This window comes from Actinomycetospora sp. ABD4_176 (assembly GCF_056311855.1).
Window position 1 is genome coordinate 3337045 of the sequence record NZ_CM149974.1, and the last position, 21716, is coordinate 3358760.

Sequence of the window (21716 nt, forward strand, 5' to 3'; positions counted from 1 at the left end):
GCTTACCGGTACGCCTCCACCGCGTGTCCGTACACGACGACGTTGTCGGAGTAGCTGCGCACGTCGGCGTCGAACTCGCCGCCGCAGGTGATCAGTCGCAGTTCGGGGCCGGAGGTGTCCCCGTAGACCTGCACGGTCGGGAAGGCGTCCTTCGGGACCTCGTCGACGCGGTCGACCGCGTAGACCACGGTGACGCCGTCGGTGCGCTCGACGAGCACCTGGTCACCGGCCTCGACGTCCGCGAGCCGGGCGAAGCCGCCCTCCACACCCCCGTAGTTCACGTGCGACGCGTACACAGCCGGGCCGTCCTGTCCGGGGGCCGCACCACCGCGGTAGTGGCCGACCGTCGTGGCGTCCCGCGGGACCTCCAGCCGACGGTCCTCGGTCTGGCCCAGCTCGGTGAGCTGCCGGGTGTCGACCCCGATCGACGGGACCCGCAGGTTCGCCGTCTCGGCCCAGTCCAGCGGGAGCGCGACCTCGGTGCGCCCGGCCGGCAGGTCGGCGACCGCCGGGCCGGTGCGCGCCGAGGTCGTGCCCACCGTCAGGTAGGCCACCACGGCGACCAGCGCGACGACGAGGAGGACACCGATCGTCGCGCGGGCGGTACCGCGCTGCTGCGTGCTCCGGTGCTCGGTCGTGGTGGCCATCGGGATCAGCCCTGCCGCGCGTAGCGACGGACGACGACCAGGCCGGTGGCGCCGAGGCCGGCGACCGCGCCGGCGGCCAGGGCGACCTCGACGGCCGAGGCACCGGAGCCGGTGCTGCCGTCGCCGGTCGAGACCCCGCCCTCGGGGTAGCTGACGTACTCGACGTGGCCCTCGTCGTCGTCGCCGTGGGCGTTGGCCTCGCAGGCCTCGCCGTCGTCGTCACGGTCGAGACGGAACGGGTCGGACGAGTCCCAGTCGAGGATGGCGTTGGCCTCGTCGTAGGTCAGCTCGTCGCAGTCGACGTCGTAGCGGTGGTGCCAGTAGGTGCCCCACCACGCGGCCGGGGCCCACGAGTTGATGATGATCGTGGTGTTGCCGTGGTCGCAGTGCTCCTTGATCAGGTCGCGCAGCTCGTCGAGGCAGACCCGCACGTCGGTCGTGCCGAGCCCGGAGCAGTAGTCCTGCAGCGTGGTGCTCAGCGCACCGAGCCCGGTCGTGCCGGCGGGGAAGCGCAGCTGCGAGATCGCGTTGAGGCAGGCGTCGTGGACGTTCTCGAACTTCCCGTCCACAGGCTGCGGGATCGCGGGCAGGTTCGGAAGCTCGACGGGGTTGCCACCGGCCACCAGCCGGTCGATCAGGTCCTGCAGACCCGGGATGATCGCGACGACGACGTCCTGCGTGGGCTGGACCTCGGCGTTCTCCTCGGTCGAGTCGGCCGGCTCTGCCGGATCCGCGGGATCGGCCGGGTCCGAGGAGTCGGCGGGGTCAGCGGGGTCGGCCGGGTCAGCGGAGTCGGCCGGGTCAGCGGGGTCGGCCGGGTCAGCGGGGTCGGCCGGGTCGGCCGGGTCGGCCGGGTCGGCCGGGTCAGCGGGGTCGGCCGGGTCAGCGGGGTCGGCCGGGTCAGCGGGGTCGGCCGGGTCGGCCGGGTCGGCCGGGTCAGCGGGGTCGGCCGGGTCAGCCGGGTCAGCCGGGTCAGCCGGGTCAGCCGGGTCAGCCGGGTCAGCCGGGTCAGCCGGGTCAGCGGCATCGACCTCTTCCGCTCCTCCGCCCACGCCCTGCGACCCGTTCTCGTCCCCAGCTCCGCCGCCGGAGGCGGAGTCTTCGGTCGCCGGGACACCGTCGTCGCAGCTCCCGCCGACCCAGTCGTACCCCGCCTCGAGGCAGTCCGCCTCCGACGTGATGCCGGTGACAGGCGCAGCGAGCGCGAGCCCCGGAGCCATCACCGCCAGTCCCACGCAGCCGGCCAGCACGACCGCGGCGCTGCGGCTGCTCCGTCGACCCCTCATCTCCCGCTCCCCCTTGTCCGTTCGGCCCGTCCGGTGGGCCGTTCGGCGATGTCTCGCGGGAGGAGCAGCCGTCGTTAGCGGATCTCCGGCGGAGAGCCCCGGGATCACTCGATCGTGGCGGCGAACGCCCGTTTCGGCCGCTCGGCCCGAGGCGCGTACCCCTTCGCCGTCCACGCCGTTACAGCGAACGGGGGAGTCGCCGGTCGACGACCCGGAGGATTATCGGGCGAGCGGATCGGGTCGGGGCATGGCGAAGGGACGTCGGCGCGCGGCGAGCGCGCTGGTCGGGCTGGTGGCGGCGGGGATGATCTCGACGGCGGGGGTGGCGTCGGCGTCCGGCCCGATCGACCTCGGGGACCCGGGCGGCAGCATCGGCGATCTCGTCGGTGGCATCGTCGACTCGGTGACCGGGCTGATCGGCGGCGGGAGCGGCGACCTCCCCGAGATCCCCGACATCGATCTCCCGACCCCGACCACCACGACGAGCCCGACCACCACGACCTCGCCGTCGTCGTCGTACCACCCCACCGAGACCCGCTACGTGCCGGTTCCGGTGCCCGTCTACGGGCCGGGCAGTCCGTACTACCGCTACGTGCCGCCGGTGGTCTCGGTCTACGACCTCGACTGCCACGACTTCGCCGACTCCGCCGACGCGCAGGCCGTGCTCATCGCCGACCCGTCGGACCCGAACAACCTCGACGGCGACAACGACGGCCGGGCCTGCGACTGGGGCGTCGGGCGCGACTCCTCCTCCTACACCGGTTACCCGCGGGGCGGCGTCGCGGCGGGCGACGGCTCCGACGAGGGCCCGACGGCCGGACAAATGATCTTCCTGGCGATCGCCGGCATCGGCGCCGGTGCCGGGGCCGTCCGCGGCGGCCAGCTGGTCGCCGCGCGGCGGGTGAAGGCCTGACGTGGCCGCTCCGGAGGCACCGCCCGAGAGCCCGTCGGGGGGTAGGGGCATCCTCGACCGGGTGACGGGACGCTTCACCGCGCTGATCCTCGCCCTGCTCGCCGTCGGGGTGCTCGTGGCGTTCGTCAACGCCGGCGGTGAGGAGCCCGCGCCCGCGCGGTCGCTCCCGCCCGCCGAGCGGGTGTCGGTGCCCGTGCCGCTGCCGGCCGCGCAGATCACCGGCCTCGACGTCCCCTCGATCGGGCTGACGACCGAGGACATGACGAGCCTCGGTCTGCGCGACGACAACTCGCTCGACGTGCCGCGCAGCGCCGCGACCGTCGGCTGGTACCAGCGCAGCGCGAGCCCCGGCGAGGTCGGGCCCGCGGTGCTCGCCGCGCACGTCAACTTCCGCGGCGAGGAGGGCGCGTTCTACCGGCTGGGGCAGATGGCGCCCGGCCAGACCGTCGAGGTCCACCGCGACGACGGCACCACCGCGGTGTTCGCCGTCGACCGGGTCGAGCAGGTCGCCAAGGACGCCTTCCCCACCGAGGCCGTCTACGGGCCGACGCCCGACGGGCAGATCCGGCTGATCACCTGCGGCGGCGTGTTCAACGAGCAGACCCGCAGCTACGAGGACAACATCGTCGTCTACGGCCACCTCACGGAGGCCTACCGCCCGGCGTAGTCGCGTCGACCAGGGCCGGGCGGGGGCCGCCCGCCCGGGCAGGCGGTCGAGGGTCCGACCACGGCGACGAGGCGGCGAGCACCCCGATGGTCGCGACCCGCGTCCACCGCGCCGGCGGGACCAGCACCGCGACCGTGTGAGCACGCCGACGACCAGGAGCACCCGGCCGCGTCGGGTGCCCGACGTGTGAACCCGCGCCCGCGACCGGTTGCACTTGACAACCACTGGCGAGTCGGCTTCCCTACCGATGGCAGAACGCAACCGGAAGGGGCCCGTCGTGCTGGTCGAGGTGGACGAGGGCGTACAGCTGTGCGTCGAGACGCTCGGGGAGCCCGACGCGCCGGTGCTGCTGCTGATCGGCGGCGGGGGCTGGTCGATGGACTGGTGGGACGACGACCTGTGCGCGCGCCTCGTGGCTCGCGGGCTGCGTGTCGTGCGCTACGACCCGCGAGACACCGGGGCGTCGACCACCTGGCCGGCGGGCTCGCCCGGTTACACCGGCCAGGACATGACCACCGACGCGCTCGCCGTCCTCGACGCCCTCGGGGTCGAGCGCGCGCACGTCACGGGCCTGTCGATGGGCGGCGGCATCGCCCAGGAGCTCGCGCTCGCCCACCGGGACCGCGTCGCCGCGCTCACCCTCGTCGCCACCACCGCCGTCGACCCGTCCGTCGGCGACCTGCCCGGCCCGACACCGGCGGTCCGGGCGGTCCTCGCCGACGAGGGCCCGGGCCCGGACGGGTCCGACCCCGCCGCCGCGGTCACCGCACTCGTCGAGGCCGAGCGCCCCTTCGCCGGGCCGGGCGCGTTCGACGAGGCGCGGGTCCGGGCGATCGCGGAGCGGGTCGTCGCCCGCAGCCGGGACGTCGCGGCCGCCGGCAACCACTTCCTCGTCGCGGGCGGGTCGACGGGACCGACCGACCTCGCCACGCTCGCCGGCCTGCCGACCCTCGTCGTGCACGGCGACGCCGACCCGCTCTTCCCGGTCGAGCACGGCCGCGCGCTCGCCGCCGCGATCCCCGGCGCCCGCCTGCTCGAGATCCCCGGCATGGGGCACCAGCTGCCGCCCGAGCCGACGTGGGACCGGTTCGTCGACGCCCTGCTCGACCTGCACGCCCACCACTGACAGGAGAGCCGGTGCCCGCCCTCGTCTACTCCGCGACCGCGTCGCTCGACGGCTTCATCGCCGGACCCGGCGGCGACATGTCCTGGCTGACCGAGCACCTCGGCGGCGCGAACGAGGCCGCCGAGCGGGTGCTCGCCCGCACCGGGGCGATCCTCGTCGGCCGCGTCACCTTCGGCGGCGACGACCCCCACCGCGGCACCGAGAAGGAGGGCGCGTTCGAGGGCGCCTACGACGGTCCGGTCGTCGTGCTCACCCACCGCCCGCCCGACGACCGGCCCGGGGGCGTCGAGTTCGCCACCGACCTCGTCTCCGCCGTCGAGCGCGCGAAGGAGCTCGCGGGCGACCGCGACGTCAACGTCCTGGGCGCCGACGTCGCCGCGCAGTGCCTCGCGGCCGGCCTGCTCGACGAGGTGCTGGTGTTCTTCGCGCCGGTGCTCCTCGGCGACGGCACCCCGGTGTTCCGGCACGCCGGCGGCACCCGGGTGCGGCTCGAGCGCCTGCCCGGGGAGACCGAGCACTGGTACCGCGTGGTGCGCTGACCCGTTCGTCCCGTTCCGCGCCCAACTCAGGGCCGACTCTCAGCCTCCGCGCAGGTGAGCCGCAGGAGGGCCACAGCCGGCGGGCACACCCTGGTCGGCGTGAGCGACACGAGCCCCTCCTCCCCCACCCCCGCCACGGACCCGACGGCCCGGCCGGCGGCCGGGCCCGGCACCGGGACGCTGCCGGGTGGGTCCGCCGGGGAGCGACCCGCCGGGTACCCCACCGCGCCGTACGGCTCCGGGCTCCCGGCCGGTGGCCACTCGTCGGACCCGGGCGCGCCCTGGACCCGGCGCGACGTCCCCGGCGGCCCGCCCGGCACCCCGCCACCCACGCCCGGTCCCGCGGGCCCGCCGCCCGGCCCGTCCGGTCCGCGCCGGCGCCCGTCGGCGGCCCTGGTCGCGAGCGCGCTCGCCGCGGTGCTCGTCGCGGGCGGGATCGGCGGGGCCGTGGGCTACGAGGCCGCGTCGTCGGCGGGCGGCAGCTCGTCGGTGCTCTCGGCGGCGCCGAGCAGCTCCGGGGAGGCGCCCGCCGCCGCGCCCGGGTCGGTCGAGCAGGTCGCCGACACCGTCCTGCCCAGCGTCGTCCAGCTCGAGGGCGCCTCGGGTGAGGGCTCCGGGGTCGTCATCTCCGCCGACGGCCTGATCCTCACCAACGCGCACGTGCTCGAGGCCGGCCAGGCCGCCGCGGAGCAGTCGCCGCTCGGGGGCGTCCAGCCCGGCCCGGTGCCGGGCGCCGCCCAGGGGCTGACCGCGGTGTTCCAGGACGGCAACCGCGCGCCGGTGCAGGTCGTCGGCACCGACCCCGGCGCCGACCTCGCCGTCGTGCGCGCCCAGGGCGTCTCGGGCCTGACCCCGGCGACGATCGGCGACTCGTCGCAGCTGCGGGTCGGCCAGGAGGTCGTCGCCGTCGGGTCGCCGCTCGGCCTGTCCGGCACGGTGACCACCGGCATCGTCAGCGCCCTGCAGCGCCCCGTCGCGAGCGGCGGCGCGCAGAGCGGCCAGGCCACGGTGCTCGACGCGATCCAGACCGACGCCGCGATCAACCCCGGCAACTCCGGCGGCGCGCTCGTCGACATGCAGGGCCGCGTCATCGGCATCACCTCGGCGATCGCCTCGCTCGGTCAGTCGCAGGGCGGGCAGTCCGGCTCGATCGGCCTCGGCTTCGCCATCCCGATCGACCAGGCCCAGCGCATCGGCAACGAGCTGATCAACCAGGGCTACGCGACCCGCGCCGTCCTCGGCGTCGGCGTCACCGAGGGCGCCGACGGCGCGGTGCTCGGGCAGATCGCGCCGGGCGGGCCGGCCGCGGCGGCGGGCCTCCAGCAGGGCGACGTCGTCACCCGCGTGAACGACCGGCTCATCAACGACGCCGACAGCCTCGTCGCGGCCATCCGCTCGCAGGAGCCGGGCGCGCAGGTGACGCTCACCGTCACCTCGCCCGGCGGCGAGCCCCGCCAGGTGCCCGTGACCCTGGGGTCCGAGCGCGCGGGCTGAGCCCGGCGCACCCGACGAACGAAGGGCGCCCTCGCTGCTCCGGACGCAGCGACGGCGCCCTTCGTGCGTGCCGGGCGGCTGTTGCGGGAGGTCAGTTGACGCAGCCGGGGGCAGCCGCGGTGATCGGCGGGGAGGGGGAGAGCGGGGGCCCGGACGGGAGGCGCGCCTCGGTCCCGTCCTCGCTCGCCTCGTCCTCCGACGAGTCCTCGCTGCTCGCGTCGTCCTCCGAGCGGGCGTCGTCCTCCGAGCGGGCGTCGTCCTCGTCTCCCGTGGCCCGCAGGCGGTCGAGCCCCGAGCTCACCGAGGCGTCGGTGCCCCCAGCCGGAGGCGGCGGGGACAGCGCCGCGAGCGCGGCCGGGTTGCCGGCGTCGGCGGCGATCGCGGTGGCGACGAACGCGCGGACCTCGTCCGGGTCGACCTTGACCGCCGTGCCGTCGTACGGCGTGCTGAGCGAGGTGGTGCCCGTGGGGATCGTCCGGAAGGTGACGGCGCCGGCCGAGAGGCCCTGCATCTGGCGCGCGAAGGCCAGGACGTCCCAGCCCTCGTCGAGGGTCACCGAACGGGAGACGGCGTCGGTGATGCGGCCGACCGCGAACGGGTCGGCGAGCGTGTCGGCCGAGAGCAGCTTCTCGGTGGCGCCGGCGAGGAACACCTGCTGGCGCGCGATCCGGTCGAGGTCGCCGTTCGGCAGTCCGTGGCGCTGGCGCACGAATGCGAGCGCCTCCGCCCCGCTCACGCGCTGGGGGCCGGCGGGCAGGGAGAGGCCCGTGTAGGAGTCCTGCACGGGCGCGCGCAGGCAGACCGGCACGCCGCCGATCGCGGTGCTGACGTCGGCGAACCCGGCGAGGTTGACCGCGGCGAAGTGGGAGATCGGCAGCCCGGTCAGCTGCTGCACGGCACCGATCGTCGCCCGCGCGCCGGCCGCGGAGGCGGCCCGCACCACGGCCGGGTCGTTCGCGGACCGGGGCGCCGGCGACTCGGCCGCGAAGAGGCTCGTGCTCCCGGAGGGTCCGCCGCCGGTCATCGCGTCGGTCGCCTGCGCGGCGGCCCGGGACCACGCCGAATTGATCTTGTGGCGGCCGAGGCCCTGCCCGAGGTCGACGTAGGCGTCGCGCGGGATGGAGATCGCCGTCGCGCGACCGCCGCCCGCGGGGACGTGGACGACGGTCAGCGAGTCGGCGGTGCCGCCGCCGGAGTCGTCGTCGCCGGCGTTGAGCGCCGCGAGGACGTCCTCGGGGAGCGGGTTGCCCTGGGCGTCGGTCCGGTTGTCGAGACCGACGAGCAGGATGTTCTGCTCCGCGGTCGGCGACGTCTCCGGGGCGTCGATGACCGCCGCGCCCGGCGTGGATCGATCCAGTGCCCGCAGCTGGGCCCACCCCGCCGCGGAGAGACCCAGGACGCCCACCGACAGGACCGTCACGACGAGGCGCGCCAACCAGCGCAGGCGCCACCGACGCCGAACCGGACCGATCACCTTTTCAGCGTTCCCGCTCCCGCGTCCCTCGTCACGTCCCAGTGCAGGGCATCTCAGAACGGAACACCCGTCCGTGACCGGGCCGAGACCGGACCGACGCCGACCGGTCACGACCGGTGGGTGTGAGAACACCCGTTCCCGGTCAGGGGGCGCCCGGCACGCGGTCACGAGCGCGCCCCCGGGCTCCCACCGGGGTGCCGGTCCAGCGGCATGGCGTTGCTCGCCGGGGCCGGACCGAGTAGACCGTGTGATCATGCGGGCGCAGCGCTGGATCGCCGAGGTCGGGTCGGAGAACGCGGCGTTCCTGGCGACCCACAGCCGCACGGCGGTCCTCGCCTCGGAGTACCGGCCGCGCGACCTCGGCGACGGCCGCGTCGCCTACGACGAGCGGTCCCTCGGTGCCGCGCGCGAGCTCTCCGAGGAGGAGGAGGGCGCCATCACCGACGACGGCGACGGGCTACGGGTCTGGGTCGGGGACGACGCGTTCGACCTCGAGGAACAGGGGTAGGGCGACCGCCGGTGCGGGCGGCGGCCCCGGGGGCTCAGGCGACCGGCGTGCGCGGCACGGGGCGCCGCGCGGCCGGACGGGCCGCCGACGCCGGGACGCGCCGGGGCGCCACGCGCGGGATGCGCGGCGGGCCGGCTTGCCCGACGGCGGCGACCGGGCGGCCCGCGAGGACGGCCGCGAGCACGGCGGCGACCTCGCCCAGCGAGTGGTAGCGGCGCTCGGGCAGGCGCTGGAGCAGGCCGCGCGAGACGGTGTCGATGCCGTAGATCTCGCCGGCGGTGAGGACCTCCCAGCGCCGCGCGGGGAACGCGAGGTCGCCGAGGACCGCGGCGAGCCGCTCGGCGAGACCCGCGACCTCGGGGGGCGCGGACGGGGCGGCGGGGCGTGTGGTCATCGGATCCTCCGAGCGGGGGCGCCTGGTCGCGCCGAGCACAATGCCCCGAACAACCGTTCGTCAACCGGGGCGTCACCGCTGCGTGGACGATCGTCAGCTGCCCGTCAGGTTCTCGGCGCTGCTACCGCCGGGTAACCTCCCTGTGTGAGCACTCCGAGCGTGCTGGGGACGTGGCGTCGCCTCTCCGGGTCGTGGCCCGGCCGCCTGCTGGTCAGCGCGGCCGTGTGGCTGCGCGCGCCCTACTTCCTCACCGCCGCGCCGGTGATCCGGCGCCTCGAGCCGGGGCGGGCCGAGGTGTCGCTGCGCAACTGGTGGCTCGTGCACAACCATCTCGGGACGGTGCACGCCATCGCCTCCTGCAACCTCGCCGAGTACGCCATGGGCGTGATGGCCGAGGCGACCACGCCGTCGACGCACCGCTGGATCCCGCGCGGGATGAGCGTGCGCTACCTAGCGAAGGCCGACACCGACCTGCTCGCCGTCGCCACCTTCGCCGCCGCGCCGGCCTTCGGCGACGAGGGCGAGGACGTCGACGCCGAGGTCGTGATCAGCGACGGGCGCGGGCAGGAGGTCGTCCACGCGACGATCACGTTGCGGATCTCCCCGCGTCCCGCGCGCGTGCCCGCCACGGCCTGAGACCCGTCGCCCGGTCGCAGCGAACAGCGCGTTCGCTGCTTCTAGCGCAACGAACAGCGCGTTCGCTGCTCACGGGACCCGCCGACAAGCCCCTCGCGCGGCCCAGGACGTGCCACGATCCGCGGCGACATGGCTCCGCCGACCACGACCTCCGACCAGGTCCACGCGTACCGCTTCGGGCTGCGCCGGCTGCAGTCCGCGCTGGTCCGGCGCCAGGCCGTACCGGGCACCGACCCGGTGCGCGCCCAGAACCGGGCGACGCTCGCAGGCGTGCTGGTCGCGGCGCTGGCGCTCGCGGTGGCCGCGGTGTGGGGGCTGCTCGACCGCCCGGCCGACTGGCGCACCGCCGGGGTCGTGGTGGCCGAGGGCTCCGGCGCGCTCTACGTCGTGGTGCACGGGCCCGACCGGCTGGTCCCGGTGCCCAACCTCGCCTCGGCGCGCCTCGTGCTCGCCGGGCTGGCCGCGGCCGGAGGGCCGGCGGGCGACCCCACCCCGGTCGAGGTCTCCGAGGCCGACCTCGCGACCGCACCCCGCGAGCGCGGCGTGGGCATCGTCGACGCCCCGCCGCTGCCGCCCGCGGGCGCGCCGGTGCCGCCCGTGTGGGCGGTGTGCGACACCGGCAGCCCCCGGCCCGGCGCCGCCCGCCCGTGGGAGCAGCCGCGGGTGTGGACGACGGTGCTCGCCGGCCCCACGCCGCCCGCCCGCCCCCTCGAGCCCGGGCGGGGGCTCCTGCTGCGCGACCGCTTCGGGGGCACCTGGCTCGTCCACGACGGCGTGCGCTCGCGGCTGGACCTGCGCGACCCCGCGGTCGTCGTCGCCTTCGACCTCGCCGGAGCGCTCCCCCGACCGGTGAGCACGAGCCTGCTCAACACGCTCACCGAGGGCCCGCCGATCGTCGCGCCGGTGATCACCGGGCGCGGGGAGGTGCCGCCGGCGGGCCTGCTGGTGGGCGAGCCGGTCGGCGGGGTCGTGCGGCTCGTGGGCCCGGGCACCCCGGACCGCTGGTACGTGGTGCAGCGAGAAGGCGTGCAGGAGGTCCCCGAGGTCGTGGCGCGCCTCGTGCGCCTCTCCGACCCCGACCCCGGGCGCGCCGGCGCCCCGGTCCCGATCGTCTCGCCGGGTCAGCTGCGCCCGCTCGCCACCGCGCGCGGGATCGCCGTCGCCGCCTACCCCGACCCCGTCCCCCGCGCGGTGCCGATGGCCGAGGCGCCGACCACGTGCGCGAGCGCGCAGGGCGGCGGCCCCGTGGTGCTCACCGTCGGCGTCGACCCGCCGGCCGGGGCCACGCCGCCGACCACGCTCGCCCAGGCCGACGGTTCCGGCGACCGGGTGGACGCCGTCGCGGTGCCCGGGGGCGGGGTCGTCGTCCGTGCCGTGCCGGTCGGTCGTGACGACGCCCCGGGCAGCCCGACCGTGATCTCCGGCTCCGGCACCGCGTCGGTGGTGCCCGACCCGGAGACGGCGACCGCCCTCGGACTGGGCGAGGTGTTCCCGGCCGCACCCGGGGCGGTGGTGGGCCTGCTGCCCGCCGGCCCGGTGCTCTCGGTGCCCGACGCGCTGGCCCCGCTGCCCGCGGGAGGCTGAGCCGCTACTGGGGGGCTCGCGTGGTGGTGGTGGTCGTCGTCGTCTCGTCGTCGTCGGGCGGGTCGACCGGCGGCGGGACGACCACCGGCGGGCGGACCGTCGTCGTGGTCGTCGTGGTGGTGGTCGTCGTGGTGGTGGTGCTCCGCGTGGTCGTCGAGCGCCGGGTGCGCGGCGCAGTGGCCGCCTCGGTCTCGTCCGGAGTGGTCGTGACCTGCGGCGCGACGGGCAGCGGCGGCGGGGGCGGCGCGAGGGTCGCCGACGGGGCCGGCGGCGGCAGCGGCTGCTCCTCCGACAGCACGGCGTACGCGACGGCGGACCCGGCGATGAGCAGCGTCGCCGCGGCCGCGGCCACCACGGCGGCCAGCCGGCGGCGACGACCGCCGGGCCGCGCCAGCGGGGACGCACCGGTCGGCTCGGGCTCCACGGCGCGCGCCTCGGCCGCGGGCCCGACCGCCACCGGACCGGACCCGGCGACGAGACTCGTCGGCGCCGTCATCAGCACCGGCGACAGCACGGTCTCCGCCTCCATGCCGACCTCGCGGGACACCCCGCGCAGGGCGGCCACCACCTCCTCGGCCGAGGGGCGGTCGCCCGGCTCGTCGGCGGTCATCGCCGTGAGCAGCGCCTCGAGGCCCGGCGAGAGGCCCTGCGGGACGACCGGGCGGCGGTGCAGGCGGGCGACGGCGGCCTCGAGGGCGTTGCCCGGGTACTCGCGGCGCCCGGTGAGGCACTCGATGAGCACGAGGCCCAGCGCGTAGATGTCGACCTCGCCGTCGATCGGCTCACCGCGCACCTGCTCGGGGCTGAGGTACGAGGCGGTGCCGATGACCATCCCGGCCGCCGTGACCGGCGCGGCGTCGTGCACCGCGGCGATCCCGAAGTCCGAGAGGTGCGCGCGGCCCTCGGCGTCGAGGAGGACGTTGCCGGGCTTGACGTCGCGGTGCACGACGCCGCGGCGGTGCACGTAGGCCAGGGCGTCGGCCAGCGCCGCCCCGAGCGCGACGACGTCGACCACCGGCAGCGGTCCGCTGCGCACGCGCTGCGCGAGGGTGTCGCCCTCGATGAGCTGCATGACGAAGTACGCGCGGCCGTCCTCGTCGCCGACGTCGTAGACGGTGACGAGCCCGGGGTGCGACAGGCCGGCGAGCGTGAGCACCTCGCGGCGGTGGCGCGCCTCCTGGCCCTCCTCGATGTCGCCGATCTTCTCGGCGGGATCGGCGGGTTCGCCGGGCTCGGCGTCGGTGGCGGTGACCGAGCCCGCCGCGGTGAACATCTTGATGGCCACGTCGCGGCCGAGGAGCTCGTCGCGGGCGCGGAACACGTCGGCGGCACCGCCACGCCCGATGAGGTCGCCGAGCGTGTAGCGCCCGCCCACCATCGCGGGCGGACCGGTGTCGGTGCTCACTGCCCGCCCCCTCCCGGTGCGCGGTCGCCCCGATCATCCCGTACGACCGGGTCCCTCGTCTGCGTGACGTCCCGGGCGGCGCGTCGCCCGAACGGCGGGTTGCTCCCGGTGGGCACGGCGGCGACGCCACCGCACCCCGCCGGGGCCGCGACCACCGGGCAGCGCCCGGAGGCGCACGGCCTCCGACCGGTGGTTCGGCGCGGAGCGTGCCGGCGTTACCCGATCGAGGGGTGCGTCACCCCGGTCCGAGGCGGTCGAGGACCGACGGCAGGGCGCCGGGGTGCACGACGGACAGCGAGCGCGTCGCGCGCGTCAGGGCGACGTAGAGGTCGTTGAGACCGCGCGGGGAGGCCTCGACCACGCCCTCGGGGTCGACGAGGACGACGGCGTCGAACTCGAGACCCTTGGCGTCGGCCACCTCGGACACCACGATCTGCGCGACGAGGTCCACCGCGAGGTCGCCCGCCCGCCCGCCGTCCGCGGCGCCGGTCGGCCCCGCCGCGACCCCGAGGGCCGCGGCCAGCGCCTCGACCCGCGCCCCCGGGGCGAGCACCGCCACGCGGCCGGCGCCCTCGGCGTCGACGACGGCCTCGCGCGCGGCCCGCGCCTGCGCGACGACGGCGTCGACCAGGCCGGCCTCGTCGGTGGCGACGGCCCGCGGCGGCACTCCCGACTCGCGGACCGACTCCGGCGGGCGCGCCCCCGGGTCGATCGCGGCGAGCACGTCGGCGGCGACGGCCATGATCTCCGCGGGCGTGCGGTAGTTGACCGAGAGCACCTCGCGGCGCCAGCGGGCCGCGACGTAGGGCGAGAGCACGTCCGCCCACGACGACGCCCCGCTCCGCGCCCCGGTCTGCGCGACGTCGCCGACCAGCGTCATCGAACGGCTGGGGCACCGGCGCATGAGCACCCGCCACGCCATCGGCGAGAGCTCCTGGGCCTCGTCGACGATGACGTGCCCGAAGGTCCAGGTGCGGTCGTCGGCGGCGCGCTCGGCGGCCGAGGCGTAGGTGGCCTCGCGGGTGCGGTCGGCGAGCACGCTGGCGTCGACGACGTCGGTGGGGCGCAACAGCTCGGGGTCCCAGTCCTCCTCCATCGCGAGGATCTCGAGCACGCCCGCGGCGTAGGCCTCGTCGGCCTCGCGCTTGCGCTCCTCGGCCTCGCGGGCGGCGGTGTCGTCCTCGCCGAGCAGCTCGGCGACCTCGTCGAGCAGCACGGCGTCCGCCGGGCTCCACCAGGCGCCGTCGAGCAGGTCGGCGGGCGGTCCGTCGGGGCGGGCGAGCAGGTCGCGGTCGGCGTCGGACCAGCCGCGCGTCACCGCCCGCAGGCGGCGCGGGGAGGTGACGAGGTCGGCGAGCAGCTGCGGGGGCGTCAGCGTCGGCCACAGCTCGTCGAGCACCGCGCGCAGGTCGGGGTCGGCGCGCAGGCCGGCCCGGACATCGGCGAGGTCGCCGCGGTCGAGGAGGTTCGAGCGCCCGTCGAGATCGCGGCCGACGCGCTCCACCTCGCGGCGGGCGAGCTGGTCGACGACCTCGCGCACGAAGGTCCGCTTGGCGTCGTTGTGCGGGCGGCGGGTGCGCCGGGCGCGGGTGCGGGCCTGGGCGACGACGTCGCGGTCGAGGACCACCGGTTCGCCGTCCACGACCAACCGGATCGGCTGGCGCGGCAGTTCCTGGCGGTCGCGCACGGCGTTCGACAGCAGCTTGCTCATGTCCGTGCGGCCCTTGAGCGCCGCCGCGGCCGGCGGCTCGTGACGGTGCGCGGCGAGCCCCGGGTAGAGCTCGCCGACCGTCGAGAGCAGCACGCTCGTCTCGCCCAGCGAGGGCAGGACCTGCTCGATGTAGCGCAGGAACGTCGGGTTGGGCCCGACGACGAGCACGCCGCGGCGGGCCAGCTGGCGGCGGTGGGTGTAGAGCAGGTAGGCCGCGCGGTGCAGCGCGACCGCCGTCTTCCCCGTCCCCGGCCCGCCCTCGACGACGACGACACCGTTGGCGCTGGAGCGGATGACGCGGTCCTGCTCGCCCTGGATGGTGGCGACGATGTCGCCCATGCGCCCGGTGCGCCCCGCCGAGAGGGCCGCGAGCAGCACCGCCTCGCCGGTCAGCCCGGTGCGCTGGGTGGCGGTGGCCCCGACGCGGGCGGCCTCCTCCAGGTCGAGGATCTCGTCGTCGACGGCCGTGACGCGCCGGCTGCGCGAGCGGATGTGGCGTCGGCGGGTCACGCCGTCCGGTGACGCGGCGGTCGCGGTGTAGTACGGCCGCGCCGCGGGGGCGCGCCAGTCGACGAGCAGCGGCTCGTAGTCGTGCGCGTCGTCGAGCAGCCCGAGGCGCCCGACGTAGAGGACGTCCTGGTCGAGCCCCTCGATCGGGCCCGGGTCGCCGTCGACGGGCGGGGGCGGCGGACGATCGGGGTCGAGGTCGAGGCGCCCGAAGCAGAGGCCCTGCTCGACGGCCGACAGCGTCGCGAGCTGCTCGGAGTACATCTGCGCCGCGGCGTCGCGCTCGGACACCGCCTGGGGCGTGCCGGTGGTCTCCTCGCGCAGCACGCGGGCGAGCAGGGCGGCCGTCTCGGCGCGCCGCTCGTCGAGCTTGCCGTAGAGCATCGTCACGTACGGCTGCTCGGCGGCGACGGGGTCGACGGGGTCGTCCGGGTGGTCGGGCGGTTCGCCGCGCGCGGTGTCGGCGGCGGACGGGGACGTACGGGTCACGCGGGCCTTCTCCAGCGGACGGTCCGGCGCCGGTGTGCCGGGACGACCATCCACGGTAGCGCCGCTCACCGACGTCGCGCCGCCGAGTGGCCCACCTCAGACGGGGTGGTTCCGCGCCACCCCGTCCGCGTCGGCGGCGCGCGTGATCCGCTCCTGGGCGACGAGCACCTCGAGGTGGGCGTCGGTCTCGAGCACCGCGAGCATGCGGTTGAACGTCTCCAGCTCGTCGAGCCGCAGCTCACGGCGGGTCCAGCGCAGCGCCACCGCGATCTCGGCGGCCGTCGTCATGCCCTTCTCCACGGCCGCGGCGATCTCGTCGAGGCGCCGGTCGTGGTGGACCAGCAGCTCGTCGACGCGGGCGTGCACGCTCGGCGCGACCGGGCCGTGGGCGGGCAGCAGCAGGCGGTCGGGCTCGGCGCGCAGGGCCGCGAGCGAGGCCAGGTACCGGATGAGGGCGCCCGGCCTCGCCGCCGGCTCGAAGCCGATCGAGGGCGTGATGTGGGGCAGGACGTGGTCGCCGGCGAAGAGCATCGGTCCCTCGGCGACGGTCCCGTCGACGAAGACCAGGTGCCCGCGGGTGTGGCCCGGCGTCTCGCGGGCGACGAGCGAGCGCCCGCCCGCGTGCAGCTCCTGGCCGTCGACGAGCCACTCGTCGGGGTCGGCGAAGTCCTCCACCGGCGGCGTCTCGGCGTCGGCGAGCCAGGCGAGGATGGTGTCCGCGAGGTCGGCGGCGCCCGCCCGTTGCAGGCCCGCGACCTGGGCCGCCATCCCGGTGTCGCGACCCCGGACCTCCCGCAGCGAGTCGGCCTCGCCCGCCCCGAGCGCCACCCGGCCGCCGTGGGCCCGGCGCAGGGCGATCGCCTGGCTGTAGTGGTCGCGGTGCACGTGGGTCACGAGGAAGCGCCGCACGTCGCCCGGCTCGGCGCCGAGCTCGCCCAGCAGGCGGCGCAGCACGTCGCGGGAGGCGTCGATGGCCCAGCCGCCGTCGACGAGGGTGAGGTCGTCAGCACCCCCGTCGGGGGTCAGCGCGTAGACGTTGACCGCCCGCAGCGCGTCGCTGGGCAGCGGCAGCGGCAGGCGATGGACCCCGGGCGCGACGGTCTCGAGCTCGGGCCTGGTCCACGCGTGCCGGTCGGAGATCACTCCCCGGAGGATGCCCCTGTCCCGGCACCCGCCGCCGCGTGGGGGTCGCCGGCGCCCTCGCGCGCGGCCCGGGCCTCGGCGCGGCGGGCGCCGGCGACGCCGAAGTGGTCGCCGCCCTTGCGCCGCGCGTCGTCGGTGCCCCAGGAGCGCCTGCGGTCGACCGGGACCATCCGCGGGATGTGCTTGCGGCAGTGGATGTAGGCCTCCTCGACGGTGACCTCGACCCACACGTCCGCCTTCCGGCCCGGCACCGACTCCTCGGGCAGGTCCGGGTGGGCGCTGCGCATGAGCACGTCGTCGACGAGGCGCGCGGAGCCGTTCACGTGCAGCCCGATGAGCTCGTCGGTGAAGTCGACCATGAGCAGCCCGACGTGCGGGTTCTCCGTGATGTTGCCGAGGCTCGCCATGACGCCGTTGCCGCGGTACTCCGGCCAGGCGACGTGCCGGTCGTCCAGCACCCGCAGGAACCCGGGCGGGCCGGCGCGCAGCGTGGAGTCGCACTCGCCGTGCGCGTCCGACGTCGCGACGAACGCCATCGACATGCGCGCCACGAACTCCTGCATGGCCGGCACGAGCCGGTCGCACATCTGGTCGGCGTGGAACCGCTCGGCGCGGTCCGACGTGCCGAGCGCGTCCTGCAGGAGGTGCTCGCCGGCGGACCCGGGACGCTCGGGATGGGGGTCGGGCTGATCGGGCTGGGGGGTGACCCGGTCGCTCATCGACGCCTCTCCGCGATCCGCAGGGGACCGCCGTGGTCGCGGCGGCGCACCGGACGGGGCCGGTGGGACCCCTGGGACAGGGGAGACCACCCCGTCCCCGGAGCCGCTCCGTTCGGGGACGGCCCCGATGGAACCCGTTCGTCCGGTCGCTGTCGAGTCGCTCCGTGACCCGACGCTCGCTCGGCGCAGTCGGCGTCCGTGCTGCTGCGACCCGTTCTGCGCCGAACAGCCGCACTTGACTGTGATGTGCATCACTTCGTGATCCGGCCGAGACCTACGCGCGGTGGGACCGTGACCCTCGCCCACGGGCCTGAGCAGGCGGGATCCGACGGGCACCCAGGGTCCCGCAGCCGGTGCGCCGGGTGACGGGGTCTTCCCCCGCCTCCTACCGTGGAGCGCGTCCGGAGACCCGTGGCAGCTGGCTCCGGACCCGCGCTCGTCCCGCCCGGGCCTGTCCGGCGGGCGCGGCCCCCGAACCAGCGGTGACAGGCCGACCAGTCGCCACCGGACTCCCCACCGGTGACGGCACCCGGCTCGCTCCCCCTCGTGCCGGGTCCGATCGGCGGCGCGACGGAGACCCCGCATGTCCCGACACCGTGCGGCGCCCGCCCGAGCGGCGACGCCTCCCCTCACCGACCCGACGCTCCACGCGGCCGAGCCCCACCCCTCCGGGCCGCTCCCCCGCGCCCGGCGCCAGGCCGAGCCCCACCCGTCCGGGCCGCTCCCCCGCGCCCGGCGGGGACCCGACGACCCGGACACCGCCGCGCTCGACCTCGCGGCCATCGCGCTCGCGGCCGCCGGAGCCCGCCGGTCCGGGCTGCCGGCCACCGGGACCTCGCCCGCGACCGGGGCGACCGCCGTCCCGCGCACCGCGGCGGACGACCCGGCCGGGAGCGGCGCCGGCCCCGTCACCGGGGGCATGCCCCGTCCGGCCTACCCGGCCGCGGTCCCGAGCGCGCTCGCGCCCGTCACCCCGTCGCACCCGCTGCCCGCGGTGGCGCGCGACCCCGGTCGCCGCACCGCCCTGCCGACCCGCACCGCCGGGGCCCTCGCCCTCGTCGGCGCGCTGGCGGGCGGCGGCGTCGCCGTGATCGGGGGGAGCGCCGTGCTCGCCGCCGAGCCCACGCCGGCCTCGGCCGACCTCGCCCCCGAGGTGGCCAGCGCCGCCGCGAACGCCGCCGTGCCGGCCGAGGTCCCGGCCGACGCGCCCGCCGAGCAGCCCGCGGACGCGGCGCTGGACCTCGGCGGCTACTGAGCCGACCCGCGCCGCACCCCGCAGCGACGACGGGGCGGCCGGGAGTCCCTCGGACTCCCGGCCGCCCCGTCGTCGTTCGCGGTCTGCTCGCGGTCAGCCGAGTGCGCTGACCAGCGCCTCGCGCTGGCGCGTGCCGAGGCCGGCGACGCGCCGGTCCTCGGGGATGCCCGCCTGCTCGAGGACGGCGGCCGCCTTGGCGGGGCCGTAGCCGGGCAGCGCCCGGACGAGCTGGGACACCTTGGTCTTGCCGGCGATCGGGTCGCTCTTGCCGCGGTCGAGGACCGCGGGGATCGTCTCGTCGCCGCTCTTGATGCCGGCCAGGAGGGCCGAGCGGGCCTGGCGAGCCTCACGCGACTTGGCCTGGGCGGCCTCGCGCTGCTCGGGGGTCAGGGTCGGGAGGGCCATCGCGGTGTCTCCCCTCTCTGTGGTTCGGGGTCGTCGCGGCGGGACCGCGACGTCGGTCGGACCGGTCGCACAGACGGTCACACGGACGGTCGGTCGACCCCGCACGCCACGCCGCGACGGCTGCCGCGATCCGGACGCCCGGGCCGATGGTTGCGGGACGGTACACCAACTCGCGGAGTACCCCGCCCCTGACCTGGGCGGATCAGCGTCGGCTCACCGCGCGAGCGCCATCGGCGACCCGGCGGCCGGCCCGCGATCACCCACCGGCGCCTCCCGCTTCCCACGCGTGATCGCCCGGTCCCCCACAAAGCGAACGGTCCGCGCTCAGCGCCGAGGACGTGACGCCCGGTAGACGATCGCCGGCGGCAGGTTCCGCCAGACCACCGGCGACGTCTCGACCTCCGCGAAGCACTCGCCGAGCTCCTCGCGCAGCGCCCGCGCCGGGGCCGCCCACGCGGTCGCGCAGTACGCGAACTGCACGAACACCCCGTCGTCGGTCAGCGCGCGGGCGGCGACGGGCAGCAGCGAGTCCGTCCGGCCCGGCCGTGTCGCCGCCCATCCCAGGCCGCTGACCACCGCGTGCGCGCCCCGGATGTCCCGCAGCGCCAGCAGGGCGCCCAGCTCGGCGACGTCCGCGGGCACCACCTCGACGCCGGCGAAGCGCTCCGCGAGCCGGTGCGCGAGTACCGGGTTGATCTCGACTGCGAGCTGGCGGCCCCGCCCGGCGAGGCGGTGGGCGAGCAGGCCGGTGAACGCCCCGCTGCCGGCGCCGAGCTCGACGACCACCGGGTCGGCGGGGGCGGTGCGCAGCGCCGCGTCGGCCATGGCGCGCGCGAGGGCGGTGCTGCTCGGCCAGACCGACGCCGTCGCGACGGGGGCGCGGACGAACTGGGCGGCGAACACCGCGCGGTCGGCGAACGACGCCCCGCGGGGCGCCGGGGTCTCCTCAGGCGGCATGCTCGAGATCCGGGGTCGTGGGGAGCGGGGTGACCGCGCGGCGGGCCGCCGGGTGCCCGCGGGGGTCGGGCGGCAGGGCGGCGGCGACGGCGTCGGCGCATCCCCGCGCCAGCACGCGGCGCGCGTCGGCGCGGGCGGGACCGGCGGGCAGGGCGGTGGTGTCGACGATCGCGCAGGTGGTGACGTCGACGACGACGTCCGGGGCGGCCAGCACGCGGAGCAACGACGCGGCGAGGGTGTCGTCGCCGATGAAGGCCGCGGTGGCGTCGGGGGTGGCGTCGGGGGTGGCGTCGGGGGTGGCGTCGGGGGTGCCCCGGTCCCCCGTGAGGCGCCCGTAGCGCAGGGCCACCGGCACCACGGGGGCGCCGGCGTCGTACGCGGCCTGGAAGGCGGCGGGCCGGAACGGGCCGAGGTCGCGCCCGCAGCGCGTGGTGCCCTCGGCGAACACGCCGATCGGGGTGCCCGCGCGCAGGGCGTCGGCGAGGCCCGCGACGGCACCGGGCAGGTCGCGCAGCCGGTCGCGGTCGAGGAACACCGTGCCGGCGCGGGCGGCCATGAGCCCGAGCACCGGCCACTGCCGGACCTCGGTCTTCGCGAGCATCCGGACCGGGGCGACGGCGTGCAGGGCGAAGACGTCGAGCCACGAGACGTGGTTGGCGACGACGAGCGCACCGCGCGGCGCCCGCGGGCCGCGGTGGCGCACCCGCACCCCGCAGGCCGACAGCACCGCGGCGGCCCAGACGCGCTGCACGGCGGCCGTGGCCGACGGACCGAGCAGCGGCACGACGAGCGCCGCGACGAGCCCGACGAGCAGCACCACGAGCAGCGCCGAGCCCCGCACGACCAGCCGGACCGTCCGCCGGACCCGGTCCGCCCGGTTCCCGGGCGGGACCACCGGCAGGCAGCCCGGGGCGCACGGCGACGTGGGCGACCAGGCGTTCACCCGGCCTCCCCGAAGAGGTGGCGGCGCCACCGCGGGTCGATGGCGGTGTGGTCGAGCAGGACGAACAGGTCGGCGACGCCGAAGTCGGGGTCGAGGGCCGGCGCGCCGCCGATCTCGGCGCCGAGGCGCAGGTAGCCGCGCAGCAGCGGCGGGAGCCCGGCGACGGCGGCCTTGCGGGCGCCCGGCGCCTCGGGGTCGTGGTCGGCGATCGGGGCCTCGCGCCACGGGCGGACCCGCCGCGCGGCCGGGGCGAGGTGCCGGGAGGCGACGAGCGACCAGACACCGCCGGGCATCGCGCCCGCCGGGGTCAGCGGCACGCTCGCGCACCCGACGACCCAGCGGCGCCCGGTCAGCATCATGTAGCGGCCGATCCCGGCCCAGACCAGCGAGAGCACGACGCCGTGGCGGTGGGCGGCATGCACGCAGGAGCGCCCGACCTCGACGATCTCGTCGCGCAGCGGCGCGAGCGCGGTGAGGTCGAACTCGGTGTCGGAGTAGAGGCGGCCGGCCGCACGGGCCCCGTCGGGCGTGAGCATCCGGTAGGTGCCGACGATCTCGCCGCCGGCGTCCTCGCGGACCACGAGGTGGTCGCAGTGGGCGTCGAACGCGTCGGCGTCGCGGCCCTCGGCGGCCGCGGCCTGCGCGATCGCGTCGTCGGCGGCGGGACGGGCCCCCTGCTCGCCGGCGAACACCGCGTGGCGCAGCCGCTGGGCGGCGGCGACGTGAGCGGGCTCGCGGGTGAGCAGCAGGCTGTAGCGACCGGCGGCGTCGGACGCGGCGCCGGGTGTGTCCGCCCCGACGACGACCGGGGCGGGCCCGGTCGGCGGCGCGGGCTGCGCTGCCGGCGCCGCGCGCTCGTCCGGGGTCTCGGGAGCGGGTCCGGCGGACCGCGCCAGCACCTGGGATGTGGCCAT

At 77.0% G+C, this 21716-nt stretch carries 21 protein-coding genes; 9 read left to right on the forward strand and 12 right to left on the reverse strand.

Going from position 1 to position 21716, the window contains the following annotated elements:
• Positions 1–2: 2 nt before the first annotated feature.
• A complete protein-coding gene (locus ACYX4T_RS16195; RefSeq protein WP_476010320.1) occupies positions 3–647 on the reverse strand; it encodes a sortase domain-containing protein in 645 nt (214 codons plus the stop codon).
• Between the two features lie 5 nt (positions 648–652).
• A complete protein-coding gene (locus ACYX4T_RS16200; protein WP_476010321.1) occupies positions 653–1933 on the reverse strand; it encodes a hypothetical protein in 1281 nt (426 codons plus the stop codon).
• Between the two features lie 247 nt (positions 1934–2180).
• On the opposite strand from ACYX4T_RS16200, the gene ACYX4T_RS16205 reads away from it, so the two are divergent.
• The 5 genes from ACYX4T_RS16205 to ACYX4T_RS16225 all read left to right on the forward strand — a co-directional run bounded on the left by ACYX4T_RS16205 (position 2181) and on the right by ACYX4T_RS16225 (position 6672).
• Positions 2181–2846, forward strand: a complete 666-nt coding sequence (locus ACYX4T_RS16205) for a hypothetical protein (RefSeq protein WP_476010322.1) — start codon at positions 2181–2183, stop codon at positions 2844–2846.
• Between the two features lie 61 nt (positions 2847–2907).
• Complete coding sequence (locus ACYX4T_RS16210) at positions 2908–3513, forward strand: class F sortase (protein WP_476010323.1); 606 nt, start codon at positions 2908–2910, stop codon at positions 3511–3513.
• 277 nt (positions 3514–3790) lie between these two features.
• On the forward strand, positions 3791–4639 hold the full coding sequence (locus tag ACYX4T_RS16215; protein WP_476010324.1) for an alpha/beta fold hydrolase: 849 nt from the start codon (positions 3791–3793) through the stop codon (positions 4637–4639).
• An 11-nt stretch (positions 4640–4650) separates the two neighbouring features.
• The gene (locus ACYX4T_RS16220) at positions 4651–5178 is read left to right on the forward strand and encodes a dihydrofolate reductase family protein (protein WP_476010325.1); all 528 of its coding nucleotides are present in this window, start codon (positions 4651–4653) and stop codon (positions 5176–5178) included.
• A 99-nt stretch (positions 5179–5277) separates the two neighbouring features.
• Positions 5278–6672 (forward strand): S1C family serine protease, encoded by a 1395-nt coding sequence (locus ACYX4T_RS16225; protein ID WP_476010326.1) that lies wholly within the window; start codon positions 5278–5280, stop codon positions 6670–6672.
• Positions 6673–6763: 91 nt separating this feature from the next.
• Here the strand turns inward: ACYX4T_RS16225 and ACYX4T_RS16230 are convergent, their stop codons facing one another.
• Positions 6764–8146: an LCP family protein gene (locus ACYX4T_RS16230; RefSeq protein ID WP_476010327.1), complete on the reverse strand. Its 1383-nt coding sequence runs from the start codon at positions 8144–8146 to the stop codon at positions 6764–6766.
• A gap of 253 nt (positions 8147–8399) precedes the next feature.
• Between ACYX4T_RS16230 and ACYX4T_RS16235 the strand changes: the two genes are divergently transcribed.
• Positions 8400–8654, forward strand: coding sequence for a hypothetical protein (locus tag ACYX4T_RS16235; RefSeq protein WP_476010328.1), 255 nt, complete (start codon positions 8400–8402; stop codon positions 8652–8654).
• 34 nt (positions 8655–8688) lie between these two features.
• On the opposite strand, the gene ACYX4T_RS16240 is transcribed toward ACYX4T_RS16235, so the two are convergent.
• The gene (locus tag ACYX4T_RS16240; protein WP_476010329.1) at positions 8689–9048 is read right to left on the reverse strand and encodes a DUF2795 domain-containing protein; all 360 of its coding nucleotides are present in this window, start codon (positions 9046–9048) and stop codon (positions 8689–8691) included.
• Between the two features lie 144 nt (positions 9049–9192).
• On the opposite strand from ACYX4T_RS16240, the gene ACYX4T_RS16245 reads away from it, so the two are divergent.
• Both ACYX4T_RS16245 and eccB read left to right on the forward strand, forming a co-directional pair.
• Complete coding sequence (locus ACYX4T_RS16245) at positions 9193–9684, forward strand: hotdog fold domain-containing protein (RefSeq protein WP_476010330.1); 492 nt, start codon at positions 9193–9195, stop codon at positions 9682–9684.
• Between the two features lie 129 nt (positions 9685–9813).
• A complete protein-coding gene (gene eccB / locus ACYX4T_RS16250; protein WP_476010331.1) occupies positions 9814–11268 on the forward strand; it encodes a type VII secretion protein EccB in 1455 nt (484 codons plus the stop codon).
• Positions 11269–11272: 4 nt separating this feature from the next.
• Here the strand turns inward: eccB and ACYX4T_RS16255 are convergent, their stop codons facing one another.
• The 4 genes from ACYX4T_RS16255 to ACYX4T_RS16270 form a co-directional block, all read right to left on the reverse strand.
• Positions 11273–12673 (reverse strand): serine/threonine-protein kinase, encoded by a 1401-nt coding sequence (locus tag ACYX4T_RS16255; protein ID WP_476010332.1) that lies wholly within the window; start codon positions 12671–12673, stop codon positions 11273–11275.
• Between the two features lie 235 nt (positions 12674–12908).
• On the reverse strand, positions 12909–15380 hold the full coding sequence (locus ACYX4T_RS16260; protein WP_476010333.1) for a HelD family protein: 2472 nt from the start codon (positions 15378–15380) through the stop codon (positions 12909–12911).
• A gap of 96 nt (positions 15381–15476) precedes the next feature.
• Entirely contained in the window at positions 15477–16523 is a 1047-nt protein-coding gene (locus ACYX4T_RS16265; RefSeq protein WP_476010334.1) for an MBL fold metallo-hydrolase, read from the reverse strand.
• On the reverse strand, positions 16520–17242 hold the full coding sequence (locus ACYX4T_RS16270; RefSeq protein WP_476010335.1) for a pyridoxamine 5'-phosphate oxidase family protein: 723 nt from the start codon (positions 17240–17242) through the stop codon (positions 16520–16522). The genes ACYX4T_RS16265 and ACYX4T_RS16270 overlap by 4 nt, the downstream gene beginning before the upstream one ends.
• A 583-nt stretch (positions 17243–17825) precedes the next feature.
• On the opposite strand from ACYX4T_RS16270, the gene ACYX4T_RS16275 reads away from it, so the two are divergent.
• Positions 17826–18497: a hypothetical protein gene (locus tag ACYX4T_RS16275; RefSeq protein ID WP_476010336.1), complete on the forward strand. Its 672-nt coding sequence runs from the start codon at positions 17826–17828 to the stop codon at positions 18495–18497.
• A 93-nt stretch (positions 18498–18590) separates the two neighbouring features.
• Here ACYX4T_RS16275 and mihF read toward each other — a convergent pair whose 3' ends face one another.
• From mihF to ACYX4T_RS16295, 4 genes are all read right to left on the reverse strand, one after another.
• Complete coding sequence (gene mihF / locus ACYX4T_RS16280; protein ID WP_476010337.1) at positions 18591–18902, reverse strand: integration host factor, actinobacterial type; 312 nt, start codon at positions 18900–18902, stop codon at positions 18591–18593.
• 324 nt (positions 18903–19226) lie between these two features.
• A complete protein-coding gene (locus ACYX4T_RS16285; protein WP_476010338.1) occupies positions 19227–19859 on the reverse strand; it encodes a class I SAM-dependent methyltransferase in 633 nt (210 codons plus the stop codon).
• Positions 19849–20802: a lysophospholipid acyltransferase family protein gene (locus ACYX4T_RS16290; RefSeq protein ID WP_476010339.1), complete on the reverse strand. Its 954-nt coding sequence runs from the start codon at positions 20800–20802 to the stop codon at positions 19849–19851. Before ACYX4T_RS16290 ends, ACYX4T_RS16285 begins: the two co-directional genes overlap by 11 nt.
• On the reverse strand, positions 20799–21716 hold the full coding sequence (locus tag ACYX4T_RS16295) for a GNAT family N-acetyltransferase (RefSeq protein ID WP_476010340.1): 918 nt from the start codon (positions 21714–21716) through the stop codon (positions 20799–20801). The genes ACYX4T_RS16290 and ACYX4T_RS16295 overlap by 4 nt, the downstream gene beginning before the upstream one ends.

Coding starts and splice junctions, on each gene's coding strand:
- ACYX4T_RS16200 (WP_476010321.1), bottom strand. CDS start 1,933: ATGAGGGGTCGACGGAGCAGCCGCAGCGCCGCGGTCGTGCTGGCCGGC.
- ACYX4T_RS16195 (WP_476010320.1), bottom strand. CDS start 647: ATGGCCACCACGACCGAGCACCGGAGCACGCAGCAGCGCGGTACCGCC.
- ACYX4T_RS16275 (WP_476010336.1), top strand. CDS start 17,826: ATGTCCCGACACCGTGCGGCGCCCGCCCGAGCGGCGACGCCTCCCCTC.
- ACYX4T_RS16205 (WP_476010322.1), top strand. CDS start 2,181: ATGGCGAAGGGACGTCGGCGCGCGGCGAGCGCGCTGGTCGGGCTGGTG.
- mihF (WP_476010337.1), bottom strand. CDS start 18,902: ATGGCCCTCCCGACCCTGACCCCCGAGCAGCGCGAGGCCGCCCAGGCC.
- ACYX4T_RS16235 (WP_476010328.1), top strand. CDS start 8,400: ATGCGGGCGCAGCGCTGGATCGCCGAGGTCGGGTCGGAGAACGCGGCG.
- ACYX4T_RS16240 (WP_476010329.1), bottom strand. CDS start 9,048: ATGACCACACGCCCCGCCGCCCCGTCCGCGCCCCCCGAGGTCGCGGGT.
- ACYX4T_RS16295 (WP_476010340.1), bottom strand. CDS start 21,716: ATGGCCACATCCCAGGTGCTGGCGCGGTCCGCCGGACCCGCTCCCGAG.
- ACYX4T_RS16285 (WP_476010338.1), bottom strand. CDS start 19,859: ATGCCGCCTGAGGAGACCCCGGCGCCCCGCGGGGCGTCGTTCGCCGAC.
- ACYX4T_RS16270 (WP_476010335.1), bottom strand. CDS start 17,242: ATGAGCGACCGGGTCACCCCCCAGCCCGATCAGCCCGACCCCCATCCC.
- eccB (WP_476010331.1), top strand. CDS start 9,814: ATGGCTCCGCCGACCACGACCTCCGACCAGGTCCACGCGTACCGCTTC.